Genomic DNA, 18,958 nt, shown 5'->3' with positions numbered 1-18,958 from the left:
GTCGCCTCTTGATCACCTCCTGGCCGCCTCCTCGTTCGCCGAGCCCGCCGCCGATCCGGTCGCCGCGCCGGAATGCGCTGGCCCGGGGGCCGGACGGCCGCCAGACTTCGTGGCATGCGAGCGACCATCGAGCACATGGCCGGCCGACTGGCCGAAGTACCCGGCGTGGTGGGGGTGATGCTCGGCGGGAGCCGGGCGCGCGGAGAACACCGGCCGGAGTCGGACTGGGACCTCGGGGTGTACTACCGGGGCCCGCTGGACCTCGACGCCCTGCGGGCACTCGCCGGGCCGGACGTGGAGGTGGCCGGCCCGGGCGGCTGGGGGCCGTGGGTGAACGGCGGGGCGTGGCTGCGGGTCGACGGAGTCGCCGTCGACTGGATCCTGCGGGACCTCGACCGCGTCGAGCAGGTGTGGGCGGACTGCCGCGGGGGCCGCTACGAGGTGGGCGTCCAGGCCGGGCATCCGCTCGGCTTCTGGTCGCCGTGCTACGCCGGCGAGGTTGCTCTCGGGGCCGTACTCGCCGACCGTACGGGCGAGTTGGCGGCACTGAAGGCGCAGACCGCGACGTACCCCGAGCCGCTGCGCGACGCACTGACGGCGGGCGCATGGGAGGCGGAGTTCCTGACCGGCCTCGCGGCCAAGGGCGCGACGCGCGGCGACACCCTGTACGTCACGCTCTGCCTCACCCGGGCGGTCGGCATCCTGGTGCAGGCCCTGTACGCGCACAACCGGCGCTGGTGCCTCAACGAGAAGGGCGCGCTCGCCGTCGCCGCACAACTCCCAGGCGCACCGCATGAGTTCGGCCAGCGCGTGCGGAGCCTGCTGGGTGCCGCGGGGGAGGGCGCCGAGGCGCTGACGGAGACCGTGGAGCGGGCCCGGGCGCTGGTCGGGGAGGCCGTGGCCGCGCTGCGGACCTGACGCCCGACGCGGGGGCCGATGGAGTTCGACGTCACCCCCACTCCCCGCCACTCTCAACCTATAGCGCACGGGGGGCCTTGCCGCAAGGCCCCGGTCATCCCGCAGAATCTCCAACCCCAGGGCGGGACCGGGGGAACGGGAGAGGTACGAGATGCGAGTGGTGTTGTCCACGTACGGGTCGCGCGGCGACGTCCAGCCGCTGGCGGGCCTCGCGGTGAAGTTGCGGGAGCTCGGCGCGCAGGTGCGGGTGTGCGCGCCACCCGATGAGGAGTTCGCGCAGCGGCTGGCCGCCGTCGGCGTGGAGATGGTGCCGGTCGGGGAGTCGGTCCGCGCGCTGGTGAGCGGGGCGTCGCCCGCGCCGGCGGACTTCCCGTCGAGGGTGGCGACGCTCGTCCGGCAGTTCCACGAGGCGGTGGCCGCCGTGGCCGAGCCGGGCGGCGCGGTCGTGGCCACCGGACTGTTCCCGGCCGTGGCCGGCGCGCAGTCGGCCGCCGAGCGGGTGGGCGCCCGCTACACGTACGCCGCGCTCCAGCCGACCATGCTGCCGTCCCCGCACCACCGGCCGTTCGAGTTCCCCAGCCGGCCCTACCCACCGGAGCTGACCGACAACCGGGAGCTGTGGGAGTACAACATCGGCACCATGAACGCCCTGTTCCGGGAGCAGATCAACGCCCACCGGACGTCGGTCGGCCTCCCCGAAGTCGCGAACGTGCGCGACCACGTGTTCACCGACCGCCCCTGGCTGGCCACCGACCCGCTGCTCGGCCCCTGGCGGCAGCCGGCCGAACGCGAGGTCGTACAGACCGGCGCATGGCTGCTGCCGGACGAACGGCCGCTGCCCGCCGAGCTGTCGGCGTTCCTGGACGCGGGCGAGCCCCCGGTGTACGTGGGCTTCGGCAGCATGCCGCTGCACGGCGCGCCGGACGCCGCACCGGTGGCCATCGAAGCCGTCCGGGCGAGCGGGCGGCGGATCGTGCTCGCCCAGGGCTGGGCGAACCTGGCACCGGTCGACGGCGGGGACGACTGCTTCGCCGTCGGCAAGGTCAACCAGCAAGCCCTGTTCGCCCGGGTCGCGGCCGTCGTGCACCACGGCGGGGCGGGCACCACGACCACCGCGGCCGTGGCCGGGGCGCCGCAGGTCGTGGTGCCGCAGATCGTCGACCAGCCGTACTGGGCCGAGCGCGTCGCCGCCCTGGGCATCGGCGCGGCCCACGACGGCCCCGCCCCGACGGTCGACTCCCTGTCGGCCGCGCTCGAGCGGGCGCTGACCCCGGAGGTCGCCGCCCGGGCGGCGGAGTTCGCGGGCGAGATCCGCACCGACGGGACGGCCGTGGCGGCGCAACTGCTCCTCGAACCGGCCACACCGAGCGGCCCGCGTCCGGCCGGAGGTGGATCACTCGCGGAGGAACTGACCTCCTGAATCCGGCAGTTCGGCGCCGTTCCGGTCGAAGTACTCCCAGAGCTCCGCCCGCTTGCCCGCCGGCCGGGCGACCACCACCTCGCGCCGCGGAGAGTCGGCCACCGTGACGATCGGGGGCTCGGTGACCGTACCGTCCGTCCAGGTGACCTTCACCCGGGCGATGTCCGGGCCGAGGGACAGCGCGACCACGTCGAGGGGGGCCACCGTGTCACCCTTGCCCCGGTGGCCGACCAGGCCGCCGCCGATGTACGCCCCGTCGCGCGGGTCGAGCTTGCCCGGCGACGGGGTGGTGCCCTGGGCGTCATGGCCCAGGCGCGCCCCGTCCACCGTGAAGTAGGTGTTGATCACGTCGGCGTCCGGGTCGTAGTAGCGGTCGACGAACTCCTTCGTCGGCTTGTCGGCCGCCGGGTCGTACGGGCTGCGCTCCTGCCACACCGCGAGCGCCTGCTCGTACGCCCGCTCCCTCGGCGCCGTCGGCCACAACGCCTGCCACAGCTTCCACTCCCTGCCGTCCGGCGTCCTGCCCTGGTCGAGCACCACCCGGACGGGGGTGAACGGGTCCCGGGCGGTGGGGCTGGTCGCCGCCGGGGTGGCCGTCGCTGTGGTGGCCGTCGTGGGGGACGGCGGTCCGCCGGTGCCCGAGCCGAGCCCCGCGCCGGCCGGCACGAGCGAACGGGAGGCCGGCGGCCCCGGACGCAGTTCGGCGAGCGCCCCGCCCGCCAACACCACCGCCGACGCCAACGCCAACGCGCCGACCACCGTCCGGCGACGGCGCCGGATCCGGCGGCCGCCCGCCAGGATGTCCGCCACCGGCGCCGGGCCGACCGCCGCCCCCGCCGCCGCCTCGGCCAGGCCGAGGCCGACCCACACGTCCCTGCCCTGCTCCGCGTCCGTGCTCATACCGTCCCTCCGATCTGTGCCCTGCCCTCGAACTCCACCAGCGCCGAAACCTGTCGCAGCCGCGCGATGCCCTTCGCCGCGTGGCTGCGCACCGCGCCCACCGAACAGCCCATGGCCGTGGCCGTCTGGCTGTCGCTCAGGTCCTCCCAGTGCCGCAGCACCACCGCCTCGCGCTGGCGCGGCGGCAGGGTGGCGAGCGCGGCCAGCAGCGCGCCGCGCTGGTCCGAACGGGCGAAGCCGTCCTCGACCCCCGCCGCGTCCGGCACCGCGTCCACCAGCAGCTCCGGAAGGCGCCGGCGCCAGCGCCGGGCGTGCTGGTTCACCAGGATCCGCCGCACGTACGCGTACGGATCGTCCGCCCGCCGCACCTTCGGCCACGCCGCGCAGGCCTTCTCCGCCGCCGACTGCACCAGGTCCTCCGCCGCGTACTGCTCCCCGGTCAGCAGGAACGCCGTCCGCACCAGCCGGGGCCAGACCCCGACGATGAACGCCTGGAACTCGGTGTCCCGCGTGCTCCTCGGTTCTCCCATGAGCACCTCCTCATCCACCCAGAGCCCAGGCAGGGCCGGAAGCGCTTACTCTCCACCCGGCGGTCAACCGGCTCGCGCACGACCGCCGGCCCGGTTAGCATCCGCCGGGTGATCATCTCTCACGACGTATCAGGCGCTGGTCCCGCCGTCGTCCTCCTGCACTCCTCGGTCTGCGACCGGCGCATGTGGGACCCGCAGTGGCAGCCGCTGCTCGACGCCGGCCACCGGGTGGTCCGCTGCGACTTCCGCGGCTTCGGCGACACCCCCCTCGCCGAAGCCCCGTACAGCGCCGCGGCCGACGTCCTGGCCCTGCTCGACCACCTCGGCATCGAGACCGCCGCCTTCGTCGGCGCCTCCTACGGCGGCCGGATCGCCCTGACGGTCGCGGCACTCCGGCCGACGGCGGTGTCCGCGCTCGCACTCCTCTGCGCGGCCAGGCCCGGCCACCAGCCGAGCGGCGCCCTCCTCGCCCTCGACGCCGAGGAACAGGAACTACTCGAAGCGGGCGACCTGGAAGGCGCCGTCGAACTCAACATCCGCACCTGGCTCGGCCCCGAGGCCGACGAGCCGACCCGGGACCTGGTCCGGCGGATGCAGCGCCACAACTTCGAGGTGCAACTGGCGGCGAAGACCGGCCCGCAGCAGGAAGACGTCGACCTCACCCGCATCACCGCCCCCACCCTCGCCATCGGCGGCGCCCACGACGTCCCCGACTTCCGCGAAATCGCCGCCTCCCTCCCCACCCTCCTCCCGAACGCCCGCCACCACGAACTCCCCTGGGCCGGCCACCTCCCGAACCTCGAACGCCCCGCCGAGGTGACAGAACTGCTCAAGGCCTTCCTGCACGAGTCCCTCCCGGGGCGGTAGGAGGGGGCTGGAGCAGGAAGTCGGCCGGCCCGACTTCCTGCTCCGGCGTCGTTCAGGGCCAGTCCCCACCCTCGCCCGCGGCGTTCTCGACTCCCAGGGCCACTCCCAGGGCCTCTTCCCCCAGGGCTCCCGCTACCTGAGCGCGCCTGGGACGGGCCGTTCGTAGGTGGCTTCTCCGGGAACGAACCAGCCCGCCTTCTTCCGGACGGCCGGGTTCGGGTCTTGGGCGTGGGACGCCCGCAAGGCGGTGACGGCTCGGGCATCGGTAGGGGCGAACTTGCCGACGGGTTCGGCGGCCATTGCCCGGACCAGCGGGTCGGGGTCGGAGGCCAGGTGTTGCAGTGCGGGTTCGAGGACCCGGTCCGCTCTCGGTGCGCAGGTGCCGCCCTTGCAACGGTCGCAGGCCAGCGCGTGGAACGCGGCAATCCTGACCCGGGCGCCGGGATCGTCGGCCATGGTGATGAGCCGGCCCATGGACTCAGTGCCGACCAGGTGGTCCAGAAGCCGGCAGCAGCCCTCTCGGACGGCCGCGCTTTCGTGGGACAGGCCAGCGCGGATGACGCCGAGCGCATCACCCTTGCGCCGTAGCCAGTTCGACCTGTCCGGCCGATCACTCGGAGATCACCAACGCGGTCACGGGACAGTCGTTGAAGCTGTTGGTCGGTTGGAGTCAGGGTGCACGGAGACGCCGATCGGCAGGGCCGTATCCTGAGCGAGCGACGCAGGCCCTGCCGATGCGCCGCAGCCGTCCGACGCCGCTGTGCGCCGCCCACGCCGGGTACTGGGTACCTGGCAGGAAATCGGGAGTTGACCAGTGATCAGTCCGGCCGCAGTGGGAGGAGTGGCCCTGGTCGAACTGGGCATGGCCCTGACTCCGGGACCGAACATGATCCACCTCGCCTCCCGCGCGATTACCCAAGGCCGCAGGGCGGGTCTGGTCAGCCTGAGCGGAACCGCTGTGGGATTCCTGTGCTATCTGCTGGCCGCGGCCGCCGGCCTGTCCGCGCTGTTCGCCGCCGTGCCGCTTGCGTTCACGGTGGTCAAACTCGCCGGGGCCGCCTACCTGGCCTACTTGGCCTGGGACATGCTCAAGCCCGGTGGTCGCTCACCCTTCGCTCCGTCCCAGGACCTGCCTCCCGTGTCCGACGCCCTCCTGTTCTCGATGGGGCTCCTGACCAACCTGCTCAACCCCAAGATCGCTCTCATGTACGCCGCTCTACTGCCCCAGTTCATAGATCCGCAGGCGGGTCCGGCCTGGGCGCAACTGCTGCAGCTCGGTGGTGTACAGATCATCGTGGGGATCTCCGTGAACGCTCTGATCATGCTGGGCGCAGCACGAGTGTCGGATTTTCTGGTTGCCCGTCCCCGTGTGATGACCGCTCAGCGGTTCACGGCAGGCGGCTTGCTCGGTGTCTTCGCGCTGCGCACAGCTCTGTCCCCTGCGCCTGTCTCCTCCTGAGCCACGCACGTGCACCTGTGAGACAGGTGTTCGCTGAGGAAGCTGCGGTATCGACTGAGGAGTCGATATCAGCCTCAGAGACCTCATTCTGAAGCGATCTCCAAGACAACCCGTAGGCTGCTTCTCACAGCGTCGGCCACCTTCCGAGCCTGGAGCGCCCTGGCTGGATCAGGAAGTCGGCCGAATCGACTTCCTGCTCCCATTCGCGGCAGTTGGTCTTAGGGACCGCCGTGGGAAGGCGCTTTCCTGATGGGGTGAGGGGCGTTGGTCACTGCCGTGGGATCGCCAAGACGCTTTCCGTGGGCCGGCCATCTTGTGAGTCTGGCGCGCCTGGTCGGGGTAGCAGAGCTGCTCAAGGCTTTCCTGCGGCAGTGGTTGGTGCTCGGGTGGGCGCGGGGCTGGAAAGGAAGTCGGCGGGGCGGACTTCCTGATCCCCTTTGCTGCGCTTCATCTCTCTCACGCTGTTGCCCTCGTGGGCCGACCGCGCTGTGAGCGCGGACTGCCCGGGTGGGGTGGCGGAGTTGCTCAGGGCCCTGCTGTGGAGTGGTTGGTGTGTGGCGTGGGTGCGCAGGAAGTCGGCGGGGTCGACTTTCTGGTCAGGAGGTGTGCGGGCTGAGGAGGTGGCGGAGGGTGGTGGGGGTGTGGCCGAGGTGGGTGCGGAGGGTGCGGGTGAGGTGGGCCTGGTCGGCGTAGCCGAGGTCGGTGGCGAGGGTGCTGAGGCTGGGTTCGCCGGCGGTGAGGCGGTCGAGAGCGCGGGCGATGCGGGTGTGGTGGCGGTAGTGGGTCACCGTGACGCCGAGTTCGCGGGGGAAGGCGCGGCTCAGGCGGTACGGGGAGACGCCGAGGAGTCGGGCGAGGCCGGTGAGCGTGGCGGCGGCCGGGTGGTCGGCGGCGATGGCCTCGCGGGCGGCGTCCACCAGGGCACGGTCACGGGCCCGGGTGGGCGAGGCGGGGGTCGGGCCGGGGTGGGTGCGGGTCACCGCCAGGGCCAGCAGGGACAGGAGTTCCTCGGTGAAGGCGTAGTCGACGTCGCCGGAGCGGGCGGCCGTGAGCAGGCGGCGGTGGGCGAGGTCGAGCCGGGGGTCGACGTACAGCGTCCTCGCCGCCGGCCGGCGGGGTTCGTCCCCGGCGAGGGAGTGCCAGAGGTCGGCCGACACCCTGATCGCGGTGCACTGGTCGCCGCCGGAGGGGTGGGCGAAGCTCTCCTCCTCGCCGGGCCCGCCGAGGTAGGCGAGGGTGGGGTCGAGGTCGACCGTCACCCCGGCGGCCCGGCGCCGGAAGCGGCCGCTGCGCACCAGGACCACGCGGTGGTGGCCGCGCAGCTCGGGTGCTGACCAACGGGTGTGGTCGCCGCGGCAGGTGACGGCGGTGAGGTCGAAGTCGGGGCGCGAGGCGAGCGGTTCGGCGGAGAGCACTCCTCGAACGGTACGGGGCGGGTCCGACACGTCCGTCGCGTGAGGGCGGCGCAAGGATGTTCAAGACCCGGGCGGGGCGTCCTCGGCAGGATCCTCCACGGCGCCGCCCGTGCGGCGTACGGAACCCGATCAAGGAGCCCGCTCATGCCCGTCCTCGAACAGCTCAGCACCGTGGTCGTCGACTGCGCCGACCCGGTCACCCTCGCCGACTTCTACCGGCAGGCGACCGGCTGGGAACTCACCTACTGCGACAAGGACTTCGCCGCGCTCCGCGCCCCCCGAGGCCCTGGTCTGTCCTTCGTCCGGGTGGATGACCACCGGGCGCCCGGATGGCCGGAGGGCGCCAAGCGCCTGCACGTCGACTTCACCGTCGCCGACCTGGGCGTCGCGGTCGAGGCGCTGCTGGCCCTCGGCGCCACCCGCCCGGGTTTCCAGCCGGGCGGGGGCGGGTGGGTCGTGCTGCTCGATCCGCAGGGGCACCCGTTCTGCCTCCTCCCGGCGAGCGGCTGACGCGGCCGCCGGAGGGTGCTCAAGGGGGTGGTCGGGCGGGTCCTCCGCCCGGCCACCCCCTTCAGGCTCGCCGCGCCCGGCGGCGCCACAGGCGGCGCGGCGAGCCGACAGGAAAACTTTTCTTGACAAGTTCTATTGTCGGTGCGACCTTGGAACCGTGCTTGATGTCGCTGTGATCGAAGAACCCGCCGCGGCCGAGGCGTCCCTCGACCCGATACGGGCCCGGATCCTCGCCGCGCTGGCCGAACCCGGTTCGGCCGCGATGCTGGCCACCCGGCTGGGGCTGACCCGGCAGAAGGTCAACTACCACCTGAAGGAGCTGGAGCGGCACGCGCTCGTCGAACTCGCCGAGGAACGGCGCAAGGGCAACGTCACCGAACGGGTGTACCGCGCCACCGCCGCCTCGTACGTGATCTCGCCGAGCGTCCTCGCCGCCGTGAGCCCGGACCCCTCGCGCTCGCCGGACCAGCTGTCCGCGCGCTGGCTGCTGGCGCTCGGCTCCCGGCTGGTGCAGGAGGTCGGGGCGCTGCTCACCGGAGCCTCCCGGGCCGGGAAGCGGGTGGCCACCTTCGGGATCGACGCCGAGGTGCGGTTCGCCTCGGCGGCCGACCGGGCGGCCTTCGCCGATGAGCTGTCCGCGGCGGTGGCCGCCCTGGTCAGCCGCTACCACGACGAGTCGGTCCCCGAGGGGCGCACGCACCGGGTGGTCGTCGGACTCCACCAGGTCCCCGCCACCCCGCCGACGCCCCCTACCCCACCCGCACCGCCCGCGTCACAGGAGAACCCGCGATGACCCACCCGTTCGAGATCGAGCTGGAGACCACCCTCCCGGCGAGCCCGGAGGAGGTCTGGGAGGCGATCGCCACCGGACCGGGGATCGACTCCTGGTTCATGGGCCGCAACGAGCTGGAGCCGCGCGAGGGCGGGGCCGCCGTGATGGACATCGGGGGCCACCGCGAGCAGGCGGCGGTCACCGCCTACGAGCCGGGCAAGCGCCTCGCCACTCGTACGGCCGCCGGCGAGGACGGCCGGTTCATGGCCTTCGAGTACCTGGTCGAGGGGCGGGGCGGCGGCAGCACCGTGCTCCGCGTGGTCCACAGCGGGCTGCTCGGCGACGACTGGCAGGACGAGTACGACGCGCTGCGTCGCGGTTGGCCGTTCCACCTCCACACGCTGCGCGAGTACCTCGCCCACTTCCAAGGCCGCACCGCCGTACCGGTGTTCGCCGCCGCGCCGTCCGGTGGGCGGGCGGAGTCGAAGGTGCGGGCGCTGCTCGCGGACGCCCTCGGGCTGGCGCTCCCGGTCGCCACGGGCGCGCCGGTGCACGCCGAGCCGGCCGGTCTGCCGCCGCTGGAGGGTGAGGTGGTCTGGGCGGACGAGGAGCGCTTCGAGGTCCGCTCCGCCGACGCGCTCCACACCTTCCACCACGGCGGCGGCATGGTCCTGATGTTCCATCACCTCTTCGGCCCGACACCGGAGGGCGCCGAGGCCGCCTGGCAGCGGTGGCTGGCCGGGCTGCTCGCCTGACCCGCAAGCCCGACCGCGCCCCTGCCCGCACCGTGCCTACGTACTCACCCCTTCCGCACGCGAGAAAGCGATAACCACCATGCGCACCCTGATCACCAGCGCCTTCATCTCGCTCGACGGTGTCGTCGAGGGCCCCGGCGGCGAACCCGGCTACCGCAACTCGGGATGGACCTTCAAGGACGTCGAGTTCGTGCCCGAGGCCTTCGAGCTCAAGGAGCGGGAGCAGCAGGAGGCCGCCGCGGTCCTGTTGGGCCGCGTCAGCTACGAGGCGTTCAGCCCGGTGTGGCCGGACATGCCGGAGTTCACGCGCTACAGGACGCTGCCGAAGTACGTCGTCTCCACCACCCTCGCCGACGACGCCCTGGTCTCCAACTGGGGAGAGACCACCATCCTGCGCTCGCTCGACGAGGTCGCGGCCCTGAAGGAGACGGAGGGCGGACCGATCATCGTCCACGGCAGCGCGGCCCTGAACCGGGCCCTCTCGGACGCGGGCCTGGTGGACCGCTACCACCTGCTCGTCTACCCGCTGCTGCTCGGGGCCGGCAAGCGTCTGTTCAGCGCGACGGACAAGGACGCCCAGAAGCTGAAGCTGGTCGAGCACGCGGTCTACTCGAACGGCGTGCAGAAGCAGGTCTTCGACGTGGTGCGCTGATCCGGCCCGCCCGACGTGACCCCGGCCGCCCCGGCCCGCGTCGCCCGCACCTCGTGGTGACGATCGGCCAGGGCGGTGAAAGGGCAGGACTCGAACGTGTGTCCGGCCCCATGATGAGGAGATGCACTTCACCTCGGACGCTTTCGAAGGCGCAGCCCCCGACGCCGATCCCGACGACACCCCGGACGCCGCCCCGCCCGCCGTCACCCGGCGCTGCTTCACCGTCGACGGAGTTCCCGGCGTGCTCTGGCAGCCCGCCGGATCACCGCTCGCCGCAAGGCCGTTGGTGCTGCTGGGGCACGGAGGCGGCCAGCACAAGCTGGGGCCCGGGGTCGTGGAGCGCGCCCACCGGTGCGTGACGCGGTACGGGTGGGCGGCGGTGTCGCTGGACGCCCCCGGGCACGGCGAGCGGGTGCGGACCGCCCGGGACGAGCGGTTCGCCACCGAGATCGGGCAGTTGCTGGCGGTCGGGCGCCCGATCAGCGCGTGGGTGGCGCGGCACACGGCGGCGCTCGCGGAGCGGGCCGTCCCGGAGTGGCGGGCGGTGCTGGACGCACTGGAGGCCGAGGCCGGTGGCGAGCTCGGCCCGGTCGGGTACTGGGGGCTGTCGCTGGGCAGCGTGATCGGCATTCCGCTCGTCGCGGCCGATTCCCGGATCGTCGCCGCGGTGTTCGGGCTGACCGGTCACGCGGCGCAGCTGGAGGCGGCGCGGCGAGTCGGTGTGCCGGTGGAGTTCCTGCTGCAGTGGGACGACGAACTGGTGCCGCGCGAGGGGGCGGTGGCCGTGTACGACGCGCTGGGTTCGACGGAGAAGACGCTGCACGCCAATCCGGGCGGTCACCTGGCGGTGCCCGACTTCGAACTGGACTCCTCGGAGCGCTTCCTGCTCCGCCGACTCGGCCGGAAAGCAGGCGCGGGCGGCTGACCGAATTCGACGCGGATTCCGCCCGGATCATGCACGTTTCCGTCACGTCCGGGCCGTTCCTCCCAGCATTTCCCCAGCCGGAGTGTCCGGATTGCCTGGCCTGAGGGAATTTGTCGCGAATCTATTGGCATGCCCACCTTCACGAGTTTGTCGGCAGCAAGTAAAACTTCGCAAAGAATCGCCCTCGACAATCACCCGCCCCGGCCCTGAATTCAACAGAATGTTGCAGCTCAGCGCCCAGGCCGTCACTGTGGGTTGATTTGGCGTAACGACTTGTTCCTATCCCGCTCGGCAATGCGCAGGAGTACGGTTCCCAGCGAATCGCCGAACGGGCTCCCGAGCAATCTCCCGAGCGCCCTCGGCCGTACCGGGAATTGGTGCGCTGTATGGCTCGACAAAAGGGTGGGGAAGGTGTTTTCGAAGGAGCATCCGAAGGCGTCGCCGGGGCCGCCCGTCCGCTGTCCGTCAAGTTAGTCGTCGAAGTCCTGCGCGGTGTCGCCCAGGTCGACTTCATGCCGTCCGCCGTGTGCGGACTCTTCTTCGTCGCCGCGCTGTTCGCGGCCGGCTGGCAGTACGGTCTGTACGGCCTCCTCGGCAGCGCCGTCTCCACCGCCGTCGGGTACGGCCTCGGGCTGCGGCGGGAGACCGTCGAGGCCGGGCTGGCCGGGTACAACGGGTGCCTGGTGGCGCTCGGTTGCGCCGTTCTGCTCGGCCCCGGCCACCCGGCCACGGTCGTGGTCGCGGTGCTCGGCTCCGCCGTCGCCGTGGTGGTCGCGGCCGGACTCGGGGCGCTGCTGGCGGGGCGGCGGCTGCCGGCGCTCACCGCGCCGTTCTGCCTGGTCGCCACCGCCGTCACGGTCGCGGCGCCCGGCTTCCGGCGCCTGTGGCACAAGGACGCCGGACCGGCCGCGCTGCCCGTACCGGCCTCCGGGGGAGCCGGGCTGGGCTGGGAGCAGCTGTGGCACGGGTTCCTCGCCAACATCGGTCAGATCTTCTTCATGCCCCAGTGGTACGTCGGCCTGCTGTTCCTGGCCGGCCTGTTCGCCGCCAGCCGCCTCGCCGGGCTGATGGCCTGCGGGGGCAGCGCCACCGGGCTGGTCACCGCCTGGGCGTTCGACGCGCCCGCCGAGGCCGTCGAGCAGGGGCTGCTCGGCTACAGCGGCGTGCTGGTGGCGCTGGCGCTGTGCGGGGTGTTCGTCGTGCCCGACGGCTGGAGCGCGGCCTACGCCGTCCTCGGCGCGGCCACGGCCACCGTGCTGACCCCGGCGCTCGGCGCGATCTCCGCGCCCTTCGGCGGCCACGCCTTCACCTGGCCGTTCGTGCTGACCACCATGCTGTTCCTGGCGGCGGTGCCGGCGATTCCCCGGTTGCGCCGGGTGTGAACCCCGCAGGCGCCGCGCCTCCTTCCCGCCGTCCAACTCCCTTGCCATTCATCGGATTCTCGGAAAGGAAGAGTGATTCCCGTGAATCTCTCCCCGCGTGAGATGGACAAGCTCTACATCTACGTCGTGGCCGATCTGGCCCGCAAACGCCGCGACCGGGGCGTCAAGCTCAACTACAGCGAGGCCTGCGCGCTGATCAGCGAGGCGATCATGGAGGGCGCCCGGGACGGCCGCACCGTCGCCGAGTGCATGGAGATCGGCAAGCAGGTCGTCGGAAGCGCCGACGTGATGCCCGGCGTGCGCGAGATGCTGCCGCTGCTCCAGGTCGAGGCCGCGTTCCTGGACGGCACCAAGCTGGTCTCCTGCCACGACCCGGTCGGCGCCTGAACTATGGCAGCACGTCAGGCCGCCCCCTCGCCCCGGCCCGTCACCGTGGTGCTGACCGGCGGCCACGAGAGCGACGGCGGCCGCGACCTGGCCGCGCTGGTGGGACGCCGCCCCGCCGGAGCCGAACCCGCCGTGCACGCCACGGCCGCCGCCGGCCGGCACCTCGTCGAGGCCGTACGGTCGGCGCTGGCGGCCACCGACGGACCGGTGTGCGTCGTGCCGATGACGCTCGGCCGCGACCCCCGGCTGGTCGCCGACACCGCCCGCGCCCTGCGCTGGCTGGCGGCCGACCAGGGCCGGGGACGGCTCGCGCTGACCGCGCCGTTCGGCGCCGCCGAGCACCTGATCGGCTGGCTGCGCGCCGCCGCCGGGGACGACGGCCGAGCCGATACCCGCGACGGCACGCGCGACGGCGCCCGCGACGACACGCGGGCCGGTGCCCGAGCCGGCGACGAGGCCGCCGTCCTGATCACCGCCCCGGCGGCCGGCCCCTTCGAGGACGCCGAGCTGTTCCGGATCGCCCGGCTGGTCCGCCAGTACGGTCACCACCGCTGGGTCGAGGTCGCCCTGACGGGCGGCGACCCGGACCCGGCCGAGGGCGCCGAACGCTGCCGGCTGCTCGGCGCGGCCGGGGTGACGGCCGTCCCGGCCTCCTTCGGACCGGCGCTGCGCACCGCTCTGCCGGGCGTCCGGGACGGCGGGCCGCTGCTGCGGCCGTCCGCGGTCCTGGGCGTCGTCGCGGCCCGGACGGCGGCGGCGCTGCACCTGCTCGGCCACGGCGAGGACGGCATCGCGGCCGGCCTCGACGCGGAACACGGACACGGCTACGCCCACAGCCACGGGCCCGGCTACCCCCACGGCCACGGGCCCGGCGACGCCGGCCCCCAGCCCCCGCACTCCCACGGCCACTTCCACAGCCACACCCCCGCACACACCCCCCACTGACCCGGCAGAGAGGAAGGCCAGCCATGTCTGGTGGCGCCGCATACCTGTACGGCGACGACCCGGTGGAGATCAACGCCGGCCGCGCCAAGGCCGTCATCACGGTCAGCAACACGGGCGACCGGGCGATCCAGGTCGGTTCCCACTACCACTTCTTCGAGGCCAACCGCGCCCTCGACTTCGACCGCAACGCGGCCTTCGGCAAGCACCTCGACATCCCGGCCGGCACCGCCGTGCGCTTCGAGCCCGGCGACACCAAGGACGTCACCCTCGCCGAGTTCAGCGGCCACCGCCGCCTGGTCGGCTTCAGCAACCTGGTGGACGGCGGCGTCACCGCGCCCGCCACCCGGGCCCGCGCCATCGACCGGGCGATCGCCCTCGGCTTCAAGGGCACCAACCTCGACCACAAGGAAGACCATCCCCGCGCGGACTTCCACACCGAGAACCACCAGGAAGGCGGCGAGCGCTGATGGCCATCCTCTCCCGCAAGCAGTACACCGACCTCTTCGGCCCCACCGTCGGCGACCGCTTCCACCTCGCCGACACCAACCTGGTGGTCGAGATCGAGAAGGACCACAACCAGGGCCACTACGGCGACGAGGCCGTGTACGGCGGCGGCAAGGGCATCCGCGACGGCATGGCCCAGGACCCGGCCGCCACCTCCGTCCAGGGCGCACTGGACCTGGTCATCACCAACGTCGTCGTGCTCGACCCGGTGCTCGGCGTCGTCAAGGGCGACATCGGCGTCAAGGACGGCTTCATCACCGCCGTCGGCAAGGCCGGCAACCCGCACACCCAGAGCGGCGTGCACCCCCGGCTGGTGATCGGCCCCGGCACCGAGGTGATCTCCGGCGAGCACCTGATCGCCACCGCCGGCGGCATCGACACCCACATCCACTTCATCGCCCCCCAGCAGGTCCAGGAGGCGCTGAGCAACGGCATCACCACCCTGATCGGCGGCGGCACCGGCCCGTCCGACGGCACCAACGGCACCACCTGCACGCCCGGCCCGTGGAACATCCGCCGGATGTACCAGGCGGTCGAGGACCTCCCGGTGAACGTCGGCCTGCTCGGCAAGGGCAACGGCTCGCTGCCGGGCGCGCTGCGCGAGCAGGTCGAGGCGGGGGTGTGCGGGCTCAAGGTGCACGAGGACTGGGGCAGCACCCCGGCCGCGATCGCCAGCGCCCTGAGCGTCGCCGACGAGTACGACGTGCAGGTGGCCATCCACACCGACACCCTCAACGAGTCCGGCTACTTCGAGGACACCCTCTCCGCGATCGACGGCCGAACCATCCACACCTTCCACACCGAGGGCGCGGGCGGCGGCCACGCCCCCGACATCATGCGGATCGCCGGCGAGCCCAACGTGCTGCCGTCTTCCACCAACCCGACCCTGCCCTACACCGTCAACTCGGTGGACGAACTGCTGGACATGGTGATGGTCTGCCACCACCTCAGCCACGACATCCCGGAGGACGTCTCCTTCGCCGACTCCCGGGTGCGCGCCGAGACCATCGCCGCCGAGACCGTGCTGCACGACGAGGGCGTGATCTCGATCTTCTCCTCCGACTCACAGGCCATGGGCCGGATCGGCGAGTCCTTCACCCGCGCCTTCCAGACCGCCCACCACTGCAAGGAGCAGCGCGGCAAACTGGCCGGCGACACCGAGCGCAACGACAACTTCCGCGTGCTGCGCTACCTCGCGAAGCTCACCATCAACCCGGCCGTCGCCTCCGGCACCGCCGACCACATCGGCTCGCTCGAGCCCGGCAAGCTGGCCGACATCGTGCTGTGGCCGATCAACTCCTTCGCCGCCAAGCCCAAGATGGTGATCAAGGGCGGCGTGATCAACTGGGCGCTGATGGGTGACCCGAACGCCTCGCTGCCCACCCCGCAGCCGGTCTACTACCGCCCGATGTTCGGCGCGTACGGGCGGGCCAAGCAGGCCACCCGGGTCTCCTTCATGTCCCAGGCCGCCGTCGACCTCGGTGTCCCGGCCGAACTCGGCCTGGACAGCAAGGTGTTGCCGGTGCGGCGGTGCCGCTCGGTGGGCAAGCAGCACATGGTGCGCAACGACGCGCTGCCGAAGATCGCGGTCGACCCGGAGACGTACAAGGTCACCCTGGACGGCGAGCCGGCCACCATCGAGCCGGCCCGTGAGCTGCCGCTCAACCACCTGTTCTACCTCACGTGAGCGGCACCGACCCCGGCCTGGACGCCCTGCTGGTCAGCCTCCAACTGACCGACTCCGCCTTCCCCAGCGGCTTCTACACCCTCTCGCACGGTCTGGAGGGCTACGCCCAGGCCAAGGCCGTCACCCCGGACGCCGTGCCCGGGCTGCTCGCCGACCTGCTGCGGCACTGCGTCGGCCCGTCCGACGCCACGGCGCTGGCCCTGGCCCACCGGGCCGCCTCGGCCGGGGACTGGGAGCTGCTGGCCGAGACCGACCAGCGGCTGCACGCCACCAAGCTCAACCGCGAGCTGCGCCTGGCCGCCACTCGCACCGGACGCCAACTCCTGGACGTCGCCCGGGAGTCGGTGGGCGGCGAGCCGCTGGACCGGTACGCCGAACTGGTTGCCGCCAAGCGCGCTCCCGGCTGCCAGGCGGTGGCCGCCGGGGTCGCCTACGCCTCGGCCGCCGTGCCCGTCGAACAGGCCGTCGCCAGCGATCTGTTCGCCTTCTGCACCAGCTTCGTCGGCGCCGCGCTGCGGCTGCGGTTGACCGACCACCGACGGGCGCAGGTGGTGCTGCGGGCGTCCGCGCCGGTCATCCGGGAGGTGGTGGCGGCCGCCCTGGTACGGGAATCGGCGGACCTGGGCGGCTGCGTGCCGGTCGCCGACGCGATGTCCGGACGGCACGAGCGGGCCGAGGCCCGGCTGTTCGCGAGCTGAAAGTCAACGAGCAAGGGAGAGAGAGACAGCATGACCGAGAACGTGCTCCGGGTGGGCATCGGCGGCCCGGTCGGCTCCGGCAAGACGGCGCTGATCGAGGCGCTCGTCCCGGTGCTGATCGCGCGCGGCCACCGCCCGGCGGTCATCACCAACGACATCTACACCCAGGAGGACGCCCAGCACGTGCGCCGCACCCTCGCCGGAGTGCTCGACCCCGAGCGGGTCGTCGGCGTCGAGACGGGCGCCTGCCCGCACACCGCCGTACGGGACGACCCGACGATGAACCTGGCGGCCGGGGCGGAGATCCTCGAGCGCTTCCCGGACGTCGACACCCTGCTGTTCGAGTCCGGCGGCGACAACCTGACGCTGACCTTCAGCCCGGTGCTGGTCGACCTCTTCCTGTTCGTCCTGGACACCGCCGAGGGCGAGAAGATGCCCCGCAAGCGCGGGCCGGGCATCACCGAGTCGGAACTGCTCGTCATCAACAAGATCGACATCGCCCAGTACGTCCGCACCGACCTCGGCGTCATGGAGTCCGACGCCCGGCGGGTCCGCGAGGGCGGCCCGGTGGTGCTCACCAACTGCCTGACCGGCGAAGGCCTGGAGGAGATCGCTACCTTCCTGGAGACCTTCCGGAAGGTCCCCGCGTGACCATGGCGGCGCAGCGGCCGGTGCCTCGGCTCGACCCCCGGCACTACGAGCCGGCCCGCGTCCCGTACGAGGTCCGGCGCCACGCCGGGACGCCCGATACCCTCGCGGTCGGGCGCCCCGGCAAGGTCGGACTGCTGGAACTGGCCTTCGAGCGGATCGGCGGGCGCACCGAACTCACCGGCCACTACCAGAAGTCACCGCTGCAGATCATGCGCCCGCTCTACTTCGACCCGGCCCGCCCGGACCTCGCCGTCACCCTGCTGATGTCCACCGGCGGCGGCATCCTCCAGGCCGACCGGCTGCGCACGGACGTCCGCTGCGGCGCCGACACGGCCGTCCACCTGACCACCCAGGCGGCCACCAAGGTCTACCGGATGGAGCACGACTACGCGACCCAGCTGCTCAACCTGTCGGCCGGGCCCGGCTCCTACGTCGAGTACCTGCCCGAGCCGGTCATCCCCTTCGTCGACTCGCGGCTCTACCAGCGGACGGTGCTGACCGTGGACGCCTCGGCGACGGTGGTGGCCGGGGAGACGGTGCTGGCCGGCCGGCTCGCCCGGGGCGAACGGCACGCCTACCAGGTGTTCGCCTCGGACCTCGAAGTGCGGCGCCCCGACGGCGAGTTGGTGGCGCTGGACACGGTGCGGCTGGAGCCCGCGGACGGCGGCACCGCCGGCCCAGCCGTGCTCGGCGGGCACGACGTGATGTCCAGCCTGTACGTGCTCAGCCCGCTCGCCCCGGCCGCGCGGATCGCGGACGCGCTGCACGAGGCGCTGGCCGACTGCGGCCTGCTGTTCGGGGTCAGCGTGCTGCCCCAGGACGGCGGCGCGTGGCTGCGGCTGCTCGGTTCGGACACCCGGGCCTGCGCGGCGGCGCTGCGGACGGCGTGGGACGCGGTGCGGCGGCTGCTGATCGGGGCTCCGGCGCCGGACTTGCGGAAGACCTAGCGGTCGGGCCTCGTCGGCCCAGCCCGGGCCCGGGCGGTGGTCACTCGCGGCCGGCGGTCACTCGCGGCCGGCGGCCAGTCCCGGCCGGCGGCCAGTCCCGGGCGGCGCCGGTCAGGCCCGGTCCGTCCCGCCGAGGCGGGCGATCTGGCGGTGGCCGAGCTCCACGGTGCGGTTCATGTGCCGGAGCAGGAAAGCGAGTTCGTCCTCGCTGTCCTCGGCGAAGATCGCCGCCCAGTCGGCGCCGAGGGTGCGCCACACCTCCCCGAAGCGGGTCAGCGCCTCGGGGAGGACGGCCACCAGCACCCGGCGGCGGTCCGCCGCGTCCCGCTGCCGGGTCACCAGGCCCGCCTTCTCCAGCCGGTCGACCAGCCGGGTCGCCGAGCCGCTGGTGAGGCCGGTCAGCTCGGCGATCCGGCCGGTGGTGACCGGGCCGTCCTCGAGGGTGAGCAGGTTGAGGCACTGGACGTCGGTCGGGTGCATGCCGAGGTGGTCGGCGACGGCCTGGTTGAACAGCACGTAGGAGGCCAGGTAGCGGCGCGAGACCGGCCACAGCTGGGCCATCAGTTCGTCGCGGGTGGGCGTCATGGGGGAAGGGTAGCCGGGCCGCGGATAATTAGTTGCGCGACGCAGGCAT

The 18,958-nt window shown here is 72.8% G+C and carries 22 protein-coding genes; 17 read left to right on the top strand and 5 right to left on the bottom strand.

Translation table 11 applies throughout. The features are described 5' to 3' along the window. The first annotated feature begins 114 nt into the window (after positions 1-114). Both ACZ4WV_RS22505 and ACZ4WV_RS22500 read left to right on the top strand, forming a co-directional pair. A complete protein-coding gene (locus tag ACZ4WV_RS22505; RefSeq protein ID WP_465749390.1) occupies positions 115-918 on the top strand; it encodes a DUF4037 domain-containing protein in 804 nt (267 codons plus the stop codon). 151 nt (positions 919-1,069) lie between these two features. Further along, a complete protein-coding gene (locus ACZ4WV_RS22500) occupies positions 1,070-2,338 on the top strand; it encodes a glycosyltransferase (RefSeq protein WP_465749388.1) in 1,269 nt (422 codons plus the stop codon). On the opposite strand, the gene ACZ4WV_RS22495 is transcribed toward ACZ4WV_RS22500, so the two are convergent. Further along, a complete protein-coding gene (locus tag ACZ4WV_RS22495) occupies positions 2,312-3,238 on the bottom strand; it encodes a hypothetical protein (RefSeq protein ID WP_465749386.1) in 927 nt (308 codons plus the stop codon). The genes ACZ4WV_RS22500 and ACZ4WV_RS22495 overlap by 27 nt on opposite strands. Beyond that, complete coding sequence (locus ACZ4WV_RS22490; protein WP_465749384.1) at positions 3,235-3,768, bottom strand: SigE family RNA polymerase sigma factor; 534 nt, start codon at positions 3,766-3,768, stop codon at positions 3,235-3,237. The genes ACZ4WV_RS22495 and ACZ4WV_RS22490 overlap by 4 nt, the downstream gene beginning before the upstream one ends. Before the next feature lie 108 nt (positions 3,769-3,876). On the opposite strand from ACZ4WV_RS22490, the gene ACZ4WV_RS22485 reads away from it, so the two are divergent. Then, positions 3,877-4,635 (top strand): alpha/beta fold hydrolase, encoded by a 759-nt coding sequence (locus ACZ4WV_RS22485; RefSeq protein WP_465749382.1) that lies wholly within the window; start codon positions 3,877-3,879, stop codon positions 4,633-4,635. A gap of 132 nt (positions 4,636-4,767) precedes the next feature. Here ACZ4WV_RS22485 and ACZ4WV_RS22480 read toward each other — a convergent pair whose 3' ends face one another. Next, entirely contained in the window at positions 4,768-5,109 is a 342-nt protein-coding gene (locus ACZ4WV_RS22480) for a HEAT repeat domain-containing protein (protein WP_465749380.1), read from the bottom strand. Between the two features lie 340 nt (positions 5,110-5,449). Here ACZ4WV_RS22480 and ACZ4WV_RS22475 point away from each other — a divergent pair, with 340 nt between their 5' ends. Then, the gene (locus tag ACZ4WV_RS22475; RefSeq protein WP_465749378.1) at positions 5,450-6,094 is read left to right on the top strand and encodes a LysE family translocator; all 645 of its coding nucleotides are present in this window, start codon (positions 5,450-5,452) and stop codon (positions 6,092-6,094) included. A gap of 596 nt (positions 6,095-6,690) precedes the next feature. On the opposite strand, the gene ACZ4WV_RS22470 is transcribed toward ACZ4WV_RS22475, so the two are convergent. After that, positions 6,691-7,509 carry a helix-turn-helix transcriptional regulator gene (locus ACZ4WV_RS22470; RefSeq protein ID WP_465749376.1) on the bottom strand — a complete coding sequence of 273 codons (819 nt, stop codon included), beginning with the start codon at positions 7,507-7,509 and terminating at the stop codon, positions 6,691-6,693. 144 nt (positions 7,510-7,653) lie between these two features. On the opposite strand from ACZ4WV_RS22470, the gene ACZ4WV_RS22465 reads away from it, so the two are divergent. The 13 genes from ACZ4WV_RS22465 (at position 7,654) to ACZ4WV_RS22405 (ending at position 18,324) form a co-directional block, all read left to right on the top strand. Beyond that, a complete protein-coding gene (locus ACZ4WV_RS22465) occupies positions 7,654-8,019 on the top strand; it encodes a VOC family protein (protein WP_465749374.1) in 366 nt (121 codons plus the stop codon). 157 nt (positions 8,020-8,176) lie between these two features. Then, entirely contained in the window at positions 8,177-8,812 is a 636-nt protein-coding gene (locus tag ACZ4WV_RS22460) for an ArsR/SmtB family transcription factor (protein ID WP_465749372.1), read from the top strand. Further along, positions 8,809-9,546, top strand: a complete 738-nt coding sequence (locus tag ACZ4WV_RS22455) for an SRPBCC family protein (protein ID WP_465749370.1) — start codon at positions 8,809-8,811, stop codon at positions 9,544-9,546. The genes ACZ4WV_RS22460 and ACZ4WV_RS22455 overlap by 4 nt, the downstream gene beginning before the upstream one ends. Positions 9,547-9,625: 79 nt before the next feature. Continuing rightward, entirely contained in the window at positions 9,626-10,198 is a 573-nt protein-coding gene (locus ACZ4WV_RS22450) for a dihydrofolate reductase family protein (RefSeq protein WP_465749368.1), read from the top strand. A 121-nt stretch (positions 10,199-10,319) separates the two neighbouring features. Beyond that, positions 10,320-11,123 carry a dienelactone hydrolase family protein gene (locus ACZ4WV_RS22445; protein ID WP_465749366.1) on the top strand — a complete coding sequence of 268 codons (804 nt, stop codon included), beginning with the start codon at positions 10,320-10,322 and terminating at the stop codon, positions 11,121-11,123. 386 nt (positions 11,124-11,509) lie between these two features. Beyond that, a complete protein-coding gene (locus ACZ4WV_RS22440) occupies positions 11,510-12,505 on the top strand; it encodes an urea transporter (RefSeq protein ID WP_465749364.1) in 996 nt (331 codons plus the stop codon). Positions 12,506-12,586: 81 nt separating this feature from the next. Then, positions 12,587-12,892, top strand: coding sequence for an urease subunit gamma (locus tag ACZ4WV_RS22435; protein ID WP_350739600.1), 306 nt, complete (start codon positions 12,587-12,589; stop codon positions 12,890-12,892). 3 nt (positions 12,893-12,895) lie between these two features. Continuing rightward, positions 12,896-13,837 carry a sirohydrochlorin chelatase family protein gene (locus ACZ4WV_RS22430; protein WP_465749362.1) on the top strand — a complete coding sequence of 314 codons (942 nt, stop codon included), beginning with the start codon at positions 12,896-12,898 and terminating at the stop codon, positions 13,835-13,837. Positions 13,838-13,860: 23 nt separating this feature from the next. Then, positions 13,861-14,304 (top strand): urease subunit beta, encoded by a 444-nt coding sequence (locus tag ACZ4WV_RS22425; protein WP_465749360.1) that lies wholly within the window; start codon positions 13,861-13,863, stop codon positions 14,302-14,304. After that, positions 14,304-16,028: an urease subunit alpha gene (ureC, locus tag ACZ4WV_RS22420; protein ID WP_465749358.1), complete on the top strand. Its 1,725-nt coding sequence runs from the start codon at positions 14,304-14,306 to the stop codon at positions 16,026-16,028. Before ACZ4WV_RS22425 ends, ureC begins: the two co-directional genes overlap by 1 nt. Continuing rightward, entirely contained in the window at positions 16,025-16,726 is a 702-nt protein-coding gene (locus tag ACZ4WV_RS22415) for an urease accessory protein UreF (RefSeq protein WP_465749356.1), read from the top strand. Before ureC ends, ACZ4WV_RS22415 begins: the two co-directional genes overlap by 4 nt. Positions 16,727-16,756: 30 nt before the next feature. Then, a complete protein-coding gene (gene ureG / locus ACZ4WV_RS22410) occupies positions 16,757-17,377 on the top strand; it encodes an urease accessory protein UreG (protein ID WP_465749354.1) in 621 nt (206 codons plus the stop codon). Next, entirely contained in the window at positions 17,374-18,324 is a 951-nt protein-coding gene (locus ACZ4WV_RS22405; RefSeq protein WP_465749352.1) for an urease accessory protein UreD, read from the top strand. The genes ureG and ACZ4WV_RS22405 overlap by 4 nt, the downstream gene beginning before the upstream one ends. Positions 18,325-18,435: 111 nt before the next feature. On the opposite strand, the gene ACZ4WV_RS22400 is transcribed toward ACZ4WV_RS22405, so the two are convergent. Beyond that, on the bottom strand, positions 18,436-18,909 hold the full coding sequence (locus ACZ4WV_RS22400) for a MarR family winged helix-turn-helix transcriptional regulator (protein ID WP_465749350.1): 474 nt from the start codon (positions 18,907-18,909) through the stop codon (positions 18,436-18,438). Positions 18,910-18,958: the final 49 nt, after the last annotated feature.

The organism is Kitasatospora sp. NPDC029312, from assembly GCF_055569215.1.
Note: the sequence above shows the minus strand (reverse complement) of the source record. Positions and strands in the feature narration are given on the sequence as shown.

What these genes read in the sequence shown, in the direction of transcription:
- ACZ4WV_RS22505 (WP_465749390.1), top strand. Translation starts at nt 115, where the DNA reads ATGCGAGCGACCATCGAGCACATGGCCGGCCGACTGGCCGAAGTACCC.
- ACZ4WV_RS22500 (WP_465749388.1), top strand. Translation starts at nt 1,070, where the DNA reads ATGCGAGTGGTGTTGTCCACGTACGGGTCGCGCGGCGACGTCCAGCCG.
- ACZ4WV_RS22495 (WP_465749386.1), bottom strand. Translation starts at nt 3,238, where the DNA reads ATGAGCACGGACGCGGAGCAGGGCAGGGACGTGTGGGTCGGCCTCGGC.
- ACZ4WV_RS22490 (WP_465749384.1), bottom strand. Translation starts at nt 3,768, where the DNA reads ATGGGAGAACCGAGGAGCACGCGGGACACCGAGTTCCAGGCGTTCATC.
- ACZ4WV_RS22480 (WP_465749380.1), bottom strand. Translation starts at nt 5,109, where the DNA reads ATGGGCCGGCTCATCACCATGGCCGACGATCCCGGCGCCCGGGTCAGG.
- ACZ4WV_RS22465 (WP_465749374.1), top strand. Translation starts at nt 7,654, where the DNA reads ATGCCCGTCCTCGAACAGCTCAGCACCGTGGTCGTCGACTGCGCCGAC.
- ACZ4WV_RS22455 (WP_465749370.1), top strand. Translation starts at nt 8,809, where the DNA reads ATGACCCACCCGTTCGAGATCGAGCTGGAGACCACCCTCCCGGCGAGC.
- ACZ4WV_RS22450 (WP_465749368.1), top strand. Translation starts at nt 9,626, where the DNA reads ATGCGCACCCTGATCACCAGCGCCTTCATCTCGCTCGACGGTGTCGTC.
- ACZ4WV_RS22445 (WP_465749366.1), top strand. Translation starts at nt 10,320, where the DNA reads ATGCACTTCACCTCGGACGCTTTCGAAGGCGCAGCCCCCGACGCCGAT.
- ACZ4WV_RS22440 (WP_465749364.1), top strand. Translation starts at nt 11,510, where the DNA reads ATGGCTCGACAAAAGGGTGGGGAAGGTGTTTTCGAAGGAGCATCCGAA.
- ACZ4WV_RS22430 (WP_465749362.1), top strand. Translation starts at nt 12,896, where the DNA reads ATGGCAGCACGTCAGGCCGCCCCCTCGCCCCGGCCCGTCACCGTGGTG.
- ACZ4WV_RS22425 (WP_465749360.1), top strand. Translation starts at nt 13,861, where the DNA reads ATGTCTGGTGGCGCCGCATACCTGTACGGCGACGACCCGGTGGAGATC.
- ureC (WP_465749358.1), top strand. Translation starts at nt 14,304, where the DNA reads ATGGCCATCCTCTCCCGCAAGCAGTACACCGACCTCTTCGGCCCCACC.
- ureG (WP_465749354.1), top strand. Translation starts at nt 16,757, where the DNA reads ATGACCGAGAACGTGCTCCGGGTGGGCATCGGCGGCCCGGTCGGCTCC.
- ACZ4WV_RS22400 (WP_465749350.1), bottom strand. Translation starts at nt 18,909, where the DNA reads ATGACGCCCACCCGCGACGAACTGATGGCCCAGCTGTGGCCGGTCTCG.